Annotated in this window: 15 protein-coding genes; 10 read left to right on the forward strand and 5 right to left on the reverse strand. The window is 68.9% G+C overall.

Annotated elements, in window-relative coordinates; all coding sequences use genetic code 11:
* Positions 1 to 6: 6 nt before the first annotated feature.
* Entirely contained in the window at positions 7 to 1209 is a 1203-nt protein-coding gene (locus P7A99_RS12670; protein ID WP_277794197.1) for an acetyl-CoA acetyltransferase, read from the reverse strand.
* A 59-nt stretch (positions 1210 to 1268) separates the two neighbouring features.
* Here P7A99_RS12670 and P7A99_RS12675 point away from each other — a divergent pair, with 59 nt between their 5' ends.
* Together P7A99_RS12675 and P7A99_RS12680 are read left to right on the forward strand one after the other, a co-directional pair.
* Positions 1269 to 1523: a type II toxin-antitoxin system VapB family antitoxin gene (locus tag P7A99_RS12675; RefSeq protein ID WP_277794198.1), complete on the forward strand. Its 255-nt coding sequence runs from the start codon at positions 1269 to 1271 to the stop codon at positions 1521 to 1523.
* A complete protein-coding gene (locus P7A99_RS12680) occupies positions 1520 to 1906 on the forward strand; it encodes a type II toxin-antitoxin system VapC family toxin (protein ID WP_277794199.1) in 387 nt (128 codons plus the stop codon). The genes P7A99_RS12675 and P7A99_RS12680 overlap by 4 nt, the downstream gene beginning before the upstream one ends.
* A 7-nt stretch (positions 1907 to 1913) precedes the next feature.
* On the opposite strand, the gene P7A99_RS12685 is transcribed toward P7A99_RS12680, so the two are convergent.
* From P7A99_RS12685 to kdsA, 4 genes are all read right to left on the reverse strand, one after another.
* Positions 1914 to 3392 (reverse strand): OB-fold domain-containing protein, encoded by a 1479-nt coding sequence (locus P7A99_RS12685; protein WP_277794200.1) that lies wholly within the window; start codon positions 3390 to 3392, stop codon positions 1914 to 1916.
* A gap of 86 nt (positions 3393 to 3478) precedes the next feature.
* Complete coding sequence (locus P7A99_RS12690) at positions 3479 to 4717, reverse strand: FAD-dependent oxidoreductase (RefSeq protein WP_277794201.1); 1239 nt, start codon at positions 4715 to 4717, stop codon at positions 3479 to 3481.
* A gap of 11 nt (positions 4718 to 4728) precedes the next feature.
* Positions 4729 to 5730 carry an ADP-glyceromanno-heptose 6-epimerase gene (gene rfaD, locus P7A99_RS12695; protein WP_277794202.1) on the reverse strand — a complete coding sequence of 334 codons (1002 nt, stop codon included), beginning with the start codon at positions 5728 to 5730 and terminating at the stop codon, positions 4729 to 4731.
* Positions 5731 to 5933: 203 nt separating this feature from the next.
* Entirely contained in the window at positions 5934 to 6800 is an 867-nt protein-coding gene (gene kdsA / locus P7A99_RS12700; protein ID WP_277794203.1) for a 3-deoxy-8-phosphooctulonate synthase, read from the reverse strand.
* 77 nt (positions 6801 to 6877) lie between these two features.
* Between kdsA and P7A99_RS12705 the strand changes: the two genes are divergently transcribed.
* From P7A99_RS12705 to P7A99_RS12740, 8 genes are all read left to right on the forward strand, one after another.
* The gene (locus P7A99_RS12705; RefSeq protein WP_431307668.1) at positions 6878 to 8338 is read left to right on the forward strand and encodes a cryptochrome/photolyase family protein; all 1461 of its coding nucleotides are present in this window, start codon (positions 6878 to 6880) and stop codon (positions 8336 to 8338) included.
* An 87-nt stretch (positions 8339 to 8425) separates the two neighbouring features.
* Positions 8426 to 9652, forward strand: a complete 1227-nt coding sequence (locus P7A99_RS12710) for an SAM-dependent methyltransferase (protein WP_277794205.1) — start codon at positions 8426 to 8428, stop codon at positions 9650 to 9652.
* 13 nt (positions 9653 to 9665) lie between these two features.
* Positions 9666 to 9950, forward strand: a complete 285-nt coding sequence (locus P7A99_RS12715) for a hypothetical protein (protein ID WP_058348305.1) — start codon at positions 9666 to 9668, stop codon at positions 9948 to 9950.
* A gap of 114 nt (positions 9951 to 10064) precedes the next feature.
* Positions 10065 to 11063, forward strand: coding sequence for a cysteine synthase A (locus P7A99_RS12720; RefSeq protein ID WP_277794206.1), 999 nt, complete (start codon positions 10065 to 10067; stop codon positions 11061 to 11063).
* Positions 11064 to 11237: 174 nt separating this feature from the next.
* On the forward strand, positions 11238 to 12092 hold the full coding sequence (gene sseA / locus P7A99_RS12725) for a 3-mercaptopyruvate sulfurtransferase (RefSeq protein ID WP_277794207.1): 855 nt from the start codon (positions 11238 to 11240) through the stop codon (positions 12090 to 12092).
* A gap of 250 nt (positions 12093 to 12342) precedes the next feature.
* Positions 12343 to 12516, forward strand: coding sequence for a DUF1843 domain-containing protein (locus P7A99_RS12730; RefSeq protein ID WP_277794208.1), 174 nt, complete (start codon positions 12343 to 12345; stop codon positions 12514 to 12516).
* A gap of 6 nt (positions 12517 to 12522) precedes the next feature.
* Entirely contained in the window at positions 12523 to 12699 is a 177-nt protein-coding gene (locus tag P7A99_RS12735; protein WP_277794209.1) for a DUF1843 domain-containing protein, read from the forward strand.
* A 110-nt stretch (positions 12700 to 12809) separates the two neighbouring features.
* The gene (locus P7A99_RS12740) at positions 12810 to 14303 is read left to right on the forward strand and encodes a GDL motif peptide-associated radical SAM/SPASM maturase (RefSeq protein WP_277794210.1); all 1494 of its coding nucleotides are present in this window, start codon (positions 12810 to 12812) and stop codon (positions 14301 to 14303) included.
* Positions 14304 to 14608 lie beyond the last annotated feature (305 nt).

Raw genomic sequence — 14608 nt, forward strand, 5'->3', positions numbered from 1 at the left:
GTCGCACTACGCCCCTTCCCGCCCGATGATGGCCACCGAGCAGACATTACTGGCCGGCGCGCCGCCCAGATTGTGGGTCATTCCCAGCACCGGGTCGCGCAGCTGCCGCTCGCCGGCCCTTCCCTGCAGTTGCAGGTACATCTCGTAGAGCATGCGCAGGCCCGAGGCGCCGATCGGATGGCCGAAGCATTTGAGGCCGCCGTCGATCTGGCAGGGCACGGCGCCGTCGGCGTCGTAGAACCCGTCCAGCACGTCGCACCAGCCCCGCCCCTCGGCCGAGATGAACAGGTCCTCCATGGTGACGAGCTCGGTGACCGAGAAGCAGTCGTGCACCTCCATCATCGAGATCTGCTCGCGCGGACGCTCGATGCCGGCCTCCTTGTAGGCCTTGCCGGCGGCTATGCGGGCGGTGTGGAAGTGGCTGCCGTCCCAACCGTTGTACTGGCTCTCGTAGCCGTTCGAGACCGACAGCTGCAGCGCCTTGACCGTGACGAGGTCATGCTTGCCCAGCGCCCGGGCGATCTCGGGCGTGGTGACGATGGCCGCGGCCGCGCCGTCCGACACCCCGCAGCAGTCGAACAGGCCCAGCGGCTCGGCGATGATCGGGGCTTTCAGCGCCTGCTCCTCGGTGATGGGCTTGCGCAGGTGGGCCTTGGGGTTCTTGGCGCCGTTGGCGTGGCTCTTGACCGAGACGTGGGCGATGGCGCGCTTGAGGTCTTCCTTGGAGACCCCGTGCTTGGCGCGGTAGGCGCTGGCCAGCTGCGCGAAATTGCCGGGAGCCGAGCCGTTGGGCATGACCTGCGGCGCCAGCGTGCCGGGCGCGCCGAACGGCAGGCCGCCATAGCCGGTGTCCTTCAGCTTCTCGACGCCCACCGCCAGCGCGATGTCGGCGGCTCCCGCCGCGACCGCGTAGACCGCGCCCCTGAACGCTTCCGAGCCCGAGGCGCAGAAGTTTTCCACCCGGGTGACGGCGATATTGGGCAGGCGGAGGGCGATCGACAGCGGCGTGCCGCCCTTGCCCGTGCCGATCTCGTCGATGTGGGTCGAGAACCAGGCCGCGTCGAGCTGGCTGGCCTCGATGCCCGCATCGCTCATCGCCTCGACATAGGCCTCGACCATCAGATCGTCGGGCCCGGCGTCCCAGCGCTCGCCGAACTTGCTGCAGCCCATGCCGAGGATGGCGACCTTGTCGCGAATGCCGCTGGCCATCTTGGGTCTCTCCCTAGCTCGCCTTCTCGGGCGTATTGATCGGGTGTATATACGAAGCCATGAGCCTCTATATCCGCAACGCCGAGGCCGACCGGCTGGCCCGACAACTGACGGAACGGACGGGGGAAACCCTGACCGAAGCCGTTGTCGTGGCGCTGCGCGAGCGCCTGGAGCGCACGCCTGAAAAGACGGATGATATCGAGGCGCGGCTGGCGCGCATCCGGGCGATCCAGGACCGCGTCGCCGCCGCCCCCGTAGTGCGCGAAGGCTCCGACGAAGAGTTGCTGTACGACGCCGACGGCTTGCCGAAGTGATCGTCGTCGACACCTCGGCCCTGATCGCGGTCTTCCAGAGAGAGCCCGAGGGCGAAGCTTTTCTCCAGACGATCGTCAGAACCGAAAGGCCGCTTGTCGCCGCGCCGACGCGCCTGGAGGCCTACGTCGTCATTCATCGCCGCTTCGGCGCGGCGACGGCGGCGGATTTCGAGGCCCTGGTCGCGGACCTCAACCTGACGGTCGTCGCGTTCGACGAACAACTGCTTGCAATCGCTCGCGACGCCTATCGACGCTTCAGCGCCGGCCGCCACGGCCTGAACTTCGGCGACTGCTTCGCCTACGCCCTGGCCAAGGCGCGCGACCTGCCCCTGCTGTTCAAGGGCGAGGATTTCGCCGCCACCGACGTCAAGCGCGCGCTCTGACACCGCCCTACTCCGCCGCCTGGGCCGTGACCGCCGCGACGGCCGTGCGATCGGGCGCGGCCTTCCAGAAGTAGCGGACGAAGCCGCGCTTCTCGTCGCGGTCCTTGATCCGGAAGACCATCTTCACCGGCAGGCCGGTCTCGACCTCGCCGGGCGCGACATCGGTGATGTCGAGCATAATCCGCCCGCCGCCCTCGAAGACGATCATGCCGTAGTGATTGGGCGGGCTCATCGAGAAGGTCAGGTAGTCGGCCGAATAGGTCAGCACCTGCGCCGCGCGCTCGGCGAAGCGGTAGGGCTCCTGGGTGTCGACGGCGGGGTTGTTGGGCGCCACGGAAATGCGCGTGCGCGGGAACTGCACGACCCCGGTCTCGCGGCAGCGGCCGCCGACCAGGCCCAGGATCTGGTCGCGGTTGCGATAGAGGGTGGTGAGAGCCGTCTTGTTGTCCTTTTCGGCCCGCATCCCCCGGTCCCATTCGACCAGGTCGTTGAAGACCAGGAACTTCAGGTAGTTGGTCTCTTCCTGGCGGTCGGCGAGCGAGCCTGCAACACCGCGGGCGGGGCGAACGGCAGCCTGGCCGACGCGGAACACCAGCGCCTCGGCGCCCTGGCCGAACTGCGCCACCAGCACGACCTGGCCGGGCAAGGCCTCCTCCAGCGCATGGGCCAGCAGCAGCGGCCCATGGGCGCAGCCGGCCTCGCCGAGCTGGGCGCCCAGCGTGTCGCGCACGGCCTCGGGCCTGATCCCCAGCGCCTTGGCCAGGGTCGCGCCCATCCCCGCGAACACCGACGGAAAGCAGAAATGGTCGACCTCGGCGGCGGTCACGCCCGCCGCCTCCAGCGCCGCGCGGATCGCGGGCGGCACGAGCTTGACGATCCCCTCGTCGCGGATCCAGCGTTCTTCCCAGGCATAGTCGAACTGCGCGTCCGAGCCGCGGAAGTGATCCACGAAGTCGTCGGTCACCGTGCCCCGGCCGAGGAACGTGGCCGCGCCGCCCTCGGGCGAGACGACGAAGGCCGCCGCCGCGTCGCCGAAATCGAGCTCCTGCGGCGAGGCCGCGCGAGCCCGGCGATGCTCACCCGCGGCGACAAGCACGCGCTTTCCCCCCGCCGCCGCGTCCAGCGCCTGGCCCAGCGCGGTAAGGCCGCAGCGCTGCGAGCCGGTGACGTCGGCCGAGGCGATCGACGGCTCCAGCGTAAGGGCGGCGGCCAGGATCCCCGCGTTCTGGCGATCGGCGAAGGGCGCAGTCGTCGAGGCGAAGATCGCCGCATCCACCGCCGTCCTGCCCTCGTCTTCCGGACCCAGGGCGTCACGGGCGGCCTCGACGGCCATGGTCAGGGCGTCCTCGTCCCAATTGGCCATGGAGCGCTCGCCCCTGGCCTTGCCGGCCAGGCCCGGCGCGACCCAGGCGTTGGCGGCGACGACGGCCTTGCGGCTGAGGCGAAGACGCGGCGCATAGGCGCCCCAGGCGGCGATGCCGACCATGTTCCACTCCCTGACCGACGCCTTTGCGGCGACTTATCGGGGTTCAGGTTACGCGCGCGGCAAGGGTCCGCAAGCGTGCCCCTTGGTCAACCGGAGAAGGCGTCGGGCGACTTCACGCGCTCCAGCCGAAAGCCCAGACCCAACACGCGGGCGGGGATGCGGCGAAGGCGCGGAAAGCGCTCGAAGAGGCGCATCGCGACGGGCGCCTTCAACGCCCGGCCGCTGAGCGCCGCTCCGACCAGCCGGTTCTGGATGACCAGTTGCAACGCCTGCATGGCGCGGGTCGGCGGCAGGCGGCGGCGCTGCACCGCCAGCGCCCGCGCATCGAGCGCCGCATCGTCCGGTCCGAAGGCGTCATGCAGGATGTTGGCGGCCGCCACGGCGTCCTGGATCGCCAGGTTGATGCCCACCCCGCCCACCGGCGACATGGCGTGAGCCGCATCGCCGATGCACAGCAGGCCGGGCGTCGACCACCGCGTCAGCCGATCCACCGTCACGGTCAGCAGATGCACGTCGTCGAAGCTCTCCAGTTCGTCGACCCGGTCGGCCATGGCCGGCGCGGCCTGCGCCACCTGGCGGCGGAAGGCCTCGATCCCCGCCGCCTTGAGTGCGTCGAAGCTGCCCTTCGCGGCGACATAGCCGCACTGATAGTAGCCCTCGCGCGGAATGGTCACGAACATCCGCCCGGCGCTGGCGCGGCCCAGCGGCGCCTCGGGGTCGTCGGTCGGCTTGCGCGACAGCCGCATCCACAGCACGTCCATCGGCGCGCCCAGGTCCTCGACCGCCAGGCCGGCGGCGTCGCGCAGCAGCGAGCGGCGGCCATCGGCGGCGATCACCAGGCGCGAGCGGATCTCCAACGGCCCCTCCGGCGTCTCGACGCGAACCCCGGCCACGCGGCCGCCACGCTCGACCAGCCCCTCGGCCCTGGCGTTCATGCGCAGGTCGAAGGTCGGGTAGCGCCGCCCCGCGTCAGCGAGAAAGTCGAGGAAATCCCACTGGGGCATCAGGGCTATGAAGGGCGCTGCGGTCTTCAGGCCGCGAAAGTCGGCCAGGTGGATCGTTTCGTCGCCGATCTGCGCCGACAGCGCGCTGACCTTCGTGTGCGGCAGCTTCAGAAAGTCGGTAAGCAGGCCCAGGTCGGCCATGGCCTGAAGGGTCGAGGGATGGACGGTGTCGCCCCGGAAATCCCTCAAGAAATCGCCATGCTTCTCCAGGATGACGACCTTCACCCCCGCCCGGGCCAGCAGCAGCCCGACCATCATTCCCGCCGGACCACCGCCGACGACACAGCAATCGGTATCGACAACGGCGGGATCGGCGGGCATGGGCGGCCTCGTCAGCGGTAGGGATCGTCCGTGTTCAGGAAGCCTGCCACATAGTCGGCCACGCCGTCTTCCAGCGAGGTCATCGGCGCGTTGTAGCCGGCCGCGCGCAGGCGGCTCATGTCGGCCTGGGTGAAGTACTGGTACTTGCCCCGCAGCACTTCGGGCATGTCGAAATAGGTGATGTCGGGCTCGCGGGCGATGGCGGCGAAGGTGGCCTCGGCCAGGTCCTTGAACGAGCGCGCCTTGCCCGAACCCAGGTTATAGACGCCGCTCACGTGCGGGCTCTTGGCCAGCCAGGCGATCACGTCGGCCACATCGCGCACATAGACAAAGTCGCGCAGCTGGCCGCCGTCCTCGTAGTCGGGGTGGTGCGACCTGAAGAGGCGCACGCCCTCGCCCGCCTGGATCTTCGGCCAGATCTGGCAGACGACCGACTTCATGCCGCCCTTGTGGTCCTCGTTGGGGCCGTAGACATTGAAGAACTTCAGGCCCACCCACTGCGGCGGCGCATGGCCGCGGGTCGCCTCGCGCACGGCGAACACGTCGAACAGCGCCTTGGACCAGCCATAGGCGTTCAGCGGGCGCAGGCCCATCAGGGTGTCGATGTCGTCCTTGCCGTCGAAGCCCAGGGCCCCGTCGCCATAGGTGGCCGCCGACGAGGCGTAGATCAGCCGGGTGTTGTTCTTCGCGCACCAGCGCCAGATGTCGCGCGACAGCACGAAGTTGGACTGCACGATCAGGTCGGCGTCCGGCTCGGTCGTCGACGAGATCGCGCCCATGTGGATGACGAGCTCGACCTCGGCGCCGCGCTCGGCCAGCCAGTCGAACAGTTGCTCGGGCGCGACGAAGTCGGCGATCGGGTGCTTGGCGATATTGCGCCACTTGCCTTCGCCCGCCTGGCCCAGCCAGTCGCAGACCACGACGTCCAGCGCCGGATCCTCGCAGAGCTTCGCGACGATGTTGGAGCCGATGAACCCGGCGCCGCCGGTGACGAGAACGATGCGTCTGGACATGGGCAGGTTATGGCACAGGCGGGTGGAGGGGCAAGAGTTAGCCCTTCTCCCCTTGCGGGAGAAGGTGGCCTCCGAAGGAGGTCGGATGAGGGGTCGCGCCGCCTCATCCGCTGCTTTTGGATCGCTAAACGGTCGATGTCTATCGACCCCTCATCCGTCGGCTTTCGCCGACACCTTCTCCCGCAGGGGGAGAAGGGAAACGGCTAGGCCGCCCGCTTGCGCTTGGCCAGGGCGTCGAACTCGAGCAGCTCGGCCACCAGGCCTTCGAACTGGCTCAGCGGCACCATGTTGGGGCCGTCCGACGGGGCGTGGTCGGGGTCGGGGTGGGTTTCCATGAACACCATGGCCACGCCGATCGAGACGGCGGCGCGGGCAAGAACCGGCACGAACTCGCGCTGGCCGCCCGAGGACGTGCCCTGCCCGCCCGGCTGCTGCACGCTGTGGGTGGCGTCGAACACCACCGGGCAGCCGATCTCCTTCATGATCGGCAGGGACCGCATGTCCGAAACCAGCGTGTTGTAGCCGAACGAGGCGCCGCGCTCGCAGGCCATGACGTTGGGATTGCCCGCGCCGGTCACCTTGGCGATGACGTTCTTCATGTCCCACGGGGCCAGGAACTGGCCCTTCTTGATGTTGATCGCCCGGCCGGTCTTGGCGGCGGCCAGCAGCAGGTCGGTCTGGCGGCATAGGAAGGCGGGGATCTGGATCACGTCGACGGCCTCGGCCACCGGATCGCAATGGCTGATCTCGTGCACGTCGGTCAGGGTCGGCAGGCCGGTAACCTCGCGGATTTCCTGGAAGATCGGCAGGCTGTCATAGAGGCCGATGCCGCGCGCGGCCGTGGCCGAGGTGCGGTTGGCCTTGTCGTAGCTGGTCTTGTAGATCAGACCCACGCCCAGGCGCTCGCCGATCTCCTTCAGCGCATGCGCCGTTTCCAGCGCGTGCTGGCGGCTCTCCATCTGGCACGGACCGGCGATGAGGGTCAGGCGCTCGGCGTTGCCGATGCGGACGGCCTTGCCGGTCTCCGTCTTCACTTCGATGACGGCGTTGGGGGCGACGGGCTGACTCAAGGCGGGACTTCCGAGTTAGAGAGGGGCGAACAAGGTGGCGCCGAATTGGCCCCACAGGTGGCCCCAACGGCGGAAAGGTGCAAGTGCGGATCGATCCAGGCGTCCCCGGACCCGTCATCGTGTGGCTGCGCAACGACTTGCGCCTGGCCGACAACCCGGCCCTGAAGGCCGCCGCCGACACCGGTCGGCCGGTGATCCCGCTCTATATCCTCGACGAGACCCCGGGCGTGCGGCCGATGGGCGCGGCCTCGCTATGGTGGCTCGACAAGTCGCTGCGGGCGCTCTCCGAGAGCCTGAAGGCGATCGGCTCGAAGCTGGTCCTCCGTCGCGGGCACGCCCAGGAAGCGCTTAAGGACGTGATCGCCCACGCCGGCGCCGCCGGGGTCGTCTGGAACCGTCTCTATGAACCCGCCGCCATTGAGCGCGACGCTCAGATCAAGACGGCGCTCAAGGCCGACGGCGTCGTTGTCGAGAGCTGCCTCGCCGGCCTGCTGAACGAGCCCTGGACCGTCGCCAACGGCTCCAAGCAGCCCTACAAGGTCTTCACGCCCTATTGGCGGGCGGCCCGCGCGCATCTCACCCATGTCGAGGTCGAGGCCGCGCCCAAGCGGCTGGAGGCGCCCGAGCACTGGCCCCGCACCGAGGCCCTCGACGGCTGGGGCCTGCATCCCAAGACGCCCGACTGGTCCAAGGGCTTTTCCATCTGGACGCCCGGCGAGGCCGGAGCGCTGGCGCGGCTGGACGACTTCCTGTCGGGCCCCGTCGACGGCTATGGCGAAGGCCGCGACGTGCCGGGCCTCGAAGCCACCTCGCGCCTCTCGCCTCACCTGCATTTCGGCGAGATCGGACCACGCCAGGTCTGGACCGCCGCCCGCACCGCCGCCGAGGCCGGCGACGCCCCGCATGGCGAGATCGAGAAGTTCCTGTCCGAGGTCGGCTGGCGCGAGTTCAACCACGCGATCCTGTTCCATTGGCCGGATCTGCCGACGAAGAACTTCCGGCCCGAGTTCGACGCCTTCCCCTGGTCGCAGAACCCGCGCGGCTTCGAGGCCTGGACGGAAGGCCGCACCGGCTATCCCCTGGTCGACGCCGGCATGCGCGAGCTATGGGCCACCGGCTTCATGCACAACCGTGTACGGATGATCACCGCCTCGTTCCTTATCAAGCACCTGCTGATCGACTGGCGCGAAGGCGAGGCCTGGTTCTGGGACACCCTGGTCGACGCCGACCTCGCCAACAATGTCGGCAACTGGCAGTGGGTGGCCGGCAGCGGCGCCGACGCCTCGCCCTACTTCCGGATCTTCAACCCGATCGGCCAGGGCGAAAAGTTCGATCCCAAGGGAACTTACGTCAAACAGTGGATCCCGGAACTGGCCAACCTGCCGGCAGACGTGATCCACCAGCCGTGGACCGCCCCCGATCGGCTCAGCGCCGGCGCCAGGGCCGTCTACGGCAAGCCGATCGTCGACCACCCCCGCGCCCGGGCCGCGGCGCTGGAGGCCTATCGCCAATTGCGTGGAGACGCCGGCGACGACTGATCTCCTGGCGAACGGTGTCCAGCAGCCCCATTTACAGTTCGGCTTTCGGGGGTCTTACTTGTCCCATTCAAGGGATTGGGAGCGCTGATGACCGACACCTTGCCCGCCTCGTGGCGTGACGAAGACCTCCGCGCCGCGCCGCCGGCCTTCCGCACGGCGCTGCGCATCGCCGTCGAGAACTGGGCGATCGGATCCCTGACCTTCGTCCTGCCCTCGGGTAAGCCCCTGCGCATCGATGGCAAGACGCCGGGTCCCGACGCGGTGGTCCGCATCCGCGACTACCGCTTCATCCGCCGGGCCTTCGCCTCGGGCGACATCGGCTTCGCCGAGGGCTTCATGGCCGGCGAGTGGGACACGCCCGACCTGTCGGCGGTGCTCACAGCCTTTGCGCTGAACTTCGACAAGCTGGCGGCGCTGGTGCGGGGCAATCCCGTCATGCACCTGATCAACGTCATCTTCCACTGGATGAACCGCAACGACCGCAGCGGCTCCAAGCGCAACATCCACGCCCACTACGACCTGGGCAACGCCTTCTATTCCCAGTGGCTGGACCGGACGATGACCTATTCGTCGGCCCTCTACGACAAGGACGCCGCCGCCTCGCTCGATGCGGCCCAGACCCGCAAGTACGAGGCCCTGGCCCAGTCCATCGGCCTTGCGCCGGGCAAGCACGTGCTGGAGATCGGCTGCGGCTGGGGCGGCTTCGCCGAGTATGCGGCCAGGGAGGTCGGGGCCAGGGTCACCGGCATCACCATCTCGCCGGCCCAGCACGATTTCGCCAGGAAACGGCTGTTCGACCAGGGCCTGGCCGAGAAGGCCGACATCCGCCTGATCGACTATCGCGACGTGCAGGGCCAGTTCGACGGCGTCGCCTCCATCGAAATGTTCGAGGCCGTCGGCGAGGAGTACTGGCCCACCTATTTCGGCAAGATCCACGACGTGCTGACGCCTGGCGGCCGCGCCGGCCTGCAGATCATCACCATCAAGGACGAGCTGTTCGACAGCTATCGCCGGCATACCGACTTCATCCAGCGCTATATCTTCCCGGGCGGCATGCTGCCCAGCGAGACGCGGCTGCGGCAGGAGACCGACAAGGCGGGCCTGTCCTGGGACGGCGTGCGGCGCTTTGGCCAGGACTATGCCGACACCCTGGCCGAATGGGCCAGGCGGTTCGAAGCGGCCTGGGACCAGATCCGCCCGCTGGGCTTCGACGAGCGCTTCCGCCGGCTCTGGCACTTTTATCTCAGCTACTGCGAGGCCGGCTTCCGCACCGAACGCACCAATGTCGTCCAGCTTGGCCTGGCGCGCAGCTAGAGGAGGATCAAGCGTGTCGCTCTTCACCCTGGTCCTCGACTATCACGGCGGCACCTACCTTTCGCAGTTCGACGCCGAAACGCCTGTCGAGGCGGTCGGCGCCTGGTGCCGCGAGTTGCACGACAACCAGCTCTTGGGCGAGCCGTCGTCCCTGGTGGCCGAGGGCATCATGGCCGACGCGGTCGAGAACAGCCTCGTCGGCATAGACGGCCTTTGCGGCGCATGGTGCGCGGCCACCGCCGCGGCCGGCGGCCTGGCCCTGCTGAACGTGATCCAGACCGAGCCCACCGCCCACTAAGCCTGACCCGCCGTCCGCCGCTTTCAGGAAAACTCGGTTGATCCGGGCGGCCGCATCGCGATCTACCGTTGCCTCCAACGGCGCCTCTTCGCGCGAAGCCGCAGATTTTCGACCATGCCCGTCACCGCCAACGTTCTCGACGCCATCGGCAACACCCCGCTGATCCGCCTCAACCGCGCCAGCGAGGCCACCGGCTGCGAGATCCTGGGCAAGGCCGAGTTCATGAACCCCGGCCAGTCGGTCAAGGACCGCGCCGCGCTCAGCATCATCCGCGATGCGGAAGCGCGAGGATTGCTGCGTCCGGGCGGCCGGGTGGTCGAGGGCACGGCCGGCAACACCGGCATCGGCCTGGCCATGGTCGCCTCGGCCCTGGGCTACAAGACCACCATCGTCATCCCGCGCACCCAGAGCCAGGAGAAGAAGGACGCCATCCGACTGCTCGGCGCCGAGCTCGTGGAAGTCGACGCCGTCCCCTACTCCAACCCCGACAACTATGTCCGCTACTCCGGCCGCCTGGCCGAGGAACTGGCCAGGACCGAGCCCAACGGCGCGATCTGGGCCAACCAGTTCGACAACGTCGCCAATCGCCAGGCCCACTACGACACGACCGGCCCGGAGATCTGGGAACAGACCGGCGGCAAGGTCGACGGCTTCATCTGCGCGGTCGGCTCGGGCGGCACCCTGGCGGGCGTGGCCCAGGCCCTGCGCGAGCGCAAGCCGGACGTGAAGATCGGCCTGGCCGACCCGGGCGGCGCGTCGCTCTACAACTGGTACGCCGCCGGCGAACTGAAGGCCGAAGGCAATTCGATCAGCGAGGGCATCGGCCAGGGCCGGATCACCGCCAACCTCGAGGGCCTGGCCATCGACCACCCCTACCGCGTCTCCGACGAGGAGATGATGCAGCAGATCTTCGACCTGGTGCAGCACGAGGGCCTGTGCCTGGGCGGCTCCACCGGCATCAACGTCGCCGGCGCGGTACGCCTGGGCCGCGACCTGGGCCCCGGCCACACCATCGTGACCATCCTCTGCGACCACGGCTCGCGCTACCAGAGCAAGCTCTTCAACCCCGCCTTCCTGGCCGAAAAGGGCCTGCCGACGCCGCCCTGGCTTTGAGGCAGTGCGTGTTCCTCGTCCTTCGACAGGCTCAGGATGAGGAACAAGCTGAAGGTCCAGCATTAGAAAACCTCACCCTGAGCTTGTCGAAGGGCGAGGTTTTCGGCGCTTGCGCGCTCGGGCGGCGCACGTGAAGTTGCCGCCCTCAGTTCGTATGCCTGTGAGAAGCCAGCCATGACCCACGCCGATCCCCTCGTCTCGACCGCCTGGCTGGCCGACCACCTCGACGCCCCGGACGTGCGCATCGTCGACGCCTCGTGGTTCATGCCCGGCACGCCGCGCGACCCGAAGGCAGAGTTCGAGGCCGGCCACATCCCTGGCGCCGTGTTCTTCGACATCGACGAGATCTCCGACGAGGCCTCGCCCCTGCCCCACATGCTGGCCAGCGGCGTCAAGTTCGCCTCGCGAGTGCGCAAGCTCGGCCTCGGCGACGGCTCGCGCATCGTCATCTACGACAGCACCAGCATCCTGCCCGCCGCCCGCGTGTGGTGGAACTTCCGCGTCATGGGCCACGAGGACGTCGTGGTGCTGGACGGCGGCCTGCCCAAGTGGATCGCCGAAGGCCGCCCGCTCGAGGACGGCCCCGCCGCCCCGCAGGAGCGCCACTTCACCCCGCGCCTGCAGGCCGACCTCGTCCGCAGCTTCGACCAGATGAAGAAGAACCTGGAGACCGGCCGCGAACAGGTGATCGACGCCCGCGCCGCCGGCCGCTTCAACGGCGAGGTCCCCGAGCCCCGCGCGGGCCTGGCCAGCGGCCACATTCCCGGCTCGCGCAACGTCCCGCTTTCGGCCCTGCTGGGTCCCGACGGCGCCATGCTGCCCGCCGACCAGCTGAAGACCGTGTTCGCCGAGGCCGGGGTCGACATCGAAAAGCCGATCGCCACGACCTGCGGCTCAGGCATCACCGCCTCGGTGGTGTCGCTGGCCCTGCATCGCCTGGGCAAGCCGCGGGCCGCCGTCTACGACGGCTCGTGGACCGAATGGGGCGGCCGCGACGACGCGCCGGTCGCCACCGGTCCGGCTGTGTAAAAACACTCAAAGTTACTCGATTCATCAATACAATCCTGAATTGACAAGGCGCTCCGTGTGACCGACCCTCGACGTGCTGGGGGTCGGCCTCGCGCCGCATGAGACGCGGCCCAAGCCGCGCATCGCTCCCCGCCAGTACCCGTCAGCTTCAAGTGCCCGTCAGCTTAACGACCATCGGCGCGCCACCCGCGCCGAGCACGCAACCGCGCGACCGGCGGAGCCGTCGGCGCGCCCGTGGGGAGAAAACGCCATGTCGTCGTTCCGACCGCTCTATGCCGTCACCATCACCGACGCCGTCGCCGCCGGCGATCTCGAACAGCTGAAGAAACTGGCCGCCGAGGCCGAGGAACACGTCCGGCAGTACGGCGACATCCCGACGCTGCTGGCCGCCCTGAAAATCGAAATCGCCAAGCTCGGGGGCTGACCGGCCATGAACATCAAGCCCTACGGCGTCGCCGTGACCGACGCCATCGCCTCGGGCGATCTCTCGCGCCTGAAGGAAGCCGAAGCCGCCGCCCAGGCCCACCTGGACGAGTACGGCGATATCCCCACCCTGCTGGCGCTGCTCAAGGTCGAGATCGCCAAGCTGCAAGGCGGCAAGAGCTAGCCAGGCGCGGGCGACGCCGCCTCGCCGGCGACGTCGCCCGCCCATCGCGTTTCGGGGCCTGCCCGTCGCGTTTGGGGGCCAGGCCATGGCGTTTCGAGGAAAGAGCGCGCATGACCGACACCTTGCCGCCCACCGTTCGGACCACGCCGGAAGGCAAGTCCGTCCGCTTCCGCACGGACGAGGACTACGAACAGCTGACCCCCGTCCACGTGGTCTGGGAGGTCACCCTCGCCTGCAATCTCAAGTGCCAGCACTGCGGCTCGCGCGCCGGCCGCCCCCGTCCCGACGAACTGAACCCGGCCGAGGCGCTGGAGCTGATCGACCACCTGGCCGCCCTGGGCACGCGAGAGCTGACCCTGATCGGCGGCGAGGCCTATCTGCGCCGCGACTGGATCGAGCTGATCCGCAGGAGCCGCGCCCACGGCATCCGCACCGCCGTCCAGACCGGCGCCCGCAACCTCACCGACAAGCGCCTGGACGAGGCGGCCGAGGCCGGGCTGCAGGGCATCGGCGTGTCGATCGACGGCCTGCCCGACCTGCACGACCGCGTGCGCGGCGTGCCGGGCTCCTACGACCAGGCGATCAGCGCCCTTAAGCGGGCCAAGGCCCGCGGCATGGCCGTCTCGGTCAACACCCAGATCGGCGCCGAGACCGCCGCCCACCTGCCGCAGCTGATGGAGCGGATCATCGAGGCCGGCGCCACGCACTGGCAGATCCAGCTGACCGTGGCCATGGGCAACGCCGTCGACAATCCCGACCTCCTGCTCCAGCCCTACCAGTTGCTCGAGGTCATGCCGCTGCTGGCCCGCCTCTATCGCGAGGGCCAGGAACGCGGCCTCCTGATGATCGTCGGCAATAATGTCGGCTATTTCGGACCCTACGAGCGGATGTGGCGGGGCCTGGGCGACGAGGCCGACCACTGGAACGGCTGCGCGGCCGGCCAGGGCGGCATCGGCATCGAGGCCGACGGCACGATCAAGGGCTGCCCGTCACTGGCCACCTCGCTCTACGCCGCAGGCAACGTGCGCGAGATGAGCATCGCCGACATCTGGCGCAACAGCGAAAAGATCGCCTTCGGACGCGTGCGCGACGTCGAGGAGCTCTACGACTACTGCCGCACCTGCTACTATGCCGACGTCTGCCGGGCCGGCTGCACCTGGACCTCGGAGTCGCTGCTGGGCAAGCGCGGCAACAATCCCTACTGCCACCACCGGGTGCTCGACCTGGCCCGCCACGGCTGGCGCGAGCGGGTGACCAAGATCAAGGACGCCCCGGCCGCCAGCTTCGCCATCGGCGAGTTCGCCCTGGTGCGCGAAGCCATACCCGGCGCCCAGACCATCCCCCTGCCCGTCCGCAACCCGGCCGCGGTCCACGTGGCCCATCGCCAGCGCACCGCCGCCGGCGGCGCTCTGCCGCCCCGGCTCAAGGTCTGCCGCTCCTGCGACCAGTATGTCTGGCCCCACGAAACCGAATGCCCCCACTGCGCCGCCGACCTGGTCGAGGTCGAACGCCAGCACGCGCAGGCCGCCGAGCGTCGGCGGGCGCTGATCGCACAGGCCCAGCGCGTGCTGGGCGGTATCGGTGCGGCTCCCAGCCAGCCTTGAAGGCGACGCTCCCCAAAGCCCTTCCCCCTTGATGGGGGAAGGGTTGGGATGGGGGTGATGCTGCGGTTCAACCCGCACCGTCGTTTCAAGCCTAAACGCCGCAACCACCCCCAACCCCGGCCCTTCCCCCATCAAGGGGGAAGGGGGGCGTTTTGCGGCCCGGACGGGGATAGAGCAGCGTCCATCCACGGCGAATTCATCAAAGAACCCAACCAATCCAACCCCTTGCAACTTTCTCATCCAATTCAATCAGACGCGCTCAAACCGCCCGCATAATCAAACCCGTCCCCGCCATGGGGAGGGCT

The sequence above is a fragment of the Caulobacter endophyticus genome (genome assembly GCF_029543245.1).
GTDB lineage: Bacteria > Pseudomonadota > Alphaproteobacteria > Caulobacterales > Caulobacteraceae > Caulobacter > Caulobacter endophyticus_A.

Coding starts and splice junctions, on each gene's coding strand:
- P7A99_RS12735 (WP_277794209.1), top strand. CDS start 12,523: ATGAACATCAAGCCCTACGGCGTCGCCGTGACCGACGCCATCGCCTCG.
- P7A99_RS12730 (WP_277794208.1), top strand. CDS start 12,343: ATGTCGTCGTTCCGACCGCTCTATGCCGTCACCATCACCGACGCCGTC.
- P7A99_RS12690 (WP_277794201.1), bottom strand. CDS start 4,717: ATGCCCGCCGATCCCGCCGTTGTCGATACCGATTGCTGTGTCGTCGGC.
- rfaD (WP_277794202.1), bottom strand. CDS start 5,730: ATGTCCAGACGCATCGTTCTCGTCACCGGCGGCGCCGGGTTCATCGGC.
- P7A99_RS12720 (WP_277794206.1), top strand. CDS start 10,065: ATGCCCGTCACCGCCAACGTTCTCGACGCCATCGGCAACACCCCGCTG.
- P7A99_RS12710 (WP_277794205.1), top strand. CDS start 8,426: ATGACCGACACCTTGCCCGCCTCGTGGCGTGACGAAGACCTCCGCGCC.
- P7A99_RS12740 (WP_277794210.1), top strand. CDS start 12,810: ATGACCGACACCTTGCCGCCCACCGTTCGGACCACGCCGGAAGGCAAG.
- sseA (WP_277794207.1), top strand. CDS start 11,238: ATGACCCACGCCGATCCCCTCGTCTCGACCGCCTGGCTGGCCGACCAC.
- P7A99_RS12685 (WP_277794200.1), bottom strand. CDS start 3,392: ATGGTCGGCATCGCCGCCTGGGGCGCCTATGCGCCGCGTCTTCGCCTC.
- P7A99_RS12675 (WP_277794198.1), top strand. CDS start 1,269: ATGAGCCTCTATATCCGCAACGCCGAGGCCGACCGGCTGGCCCGACAA.
- P7A99_RS12670 (WP_277794197.1), bottom strand. CDS start 1,209: ATGGCCAGCGGCATTCGCGACAAGGTCGCCATCCTCGGCATGGGCTGC.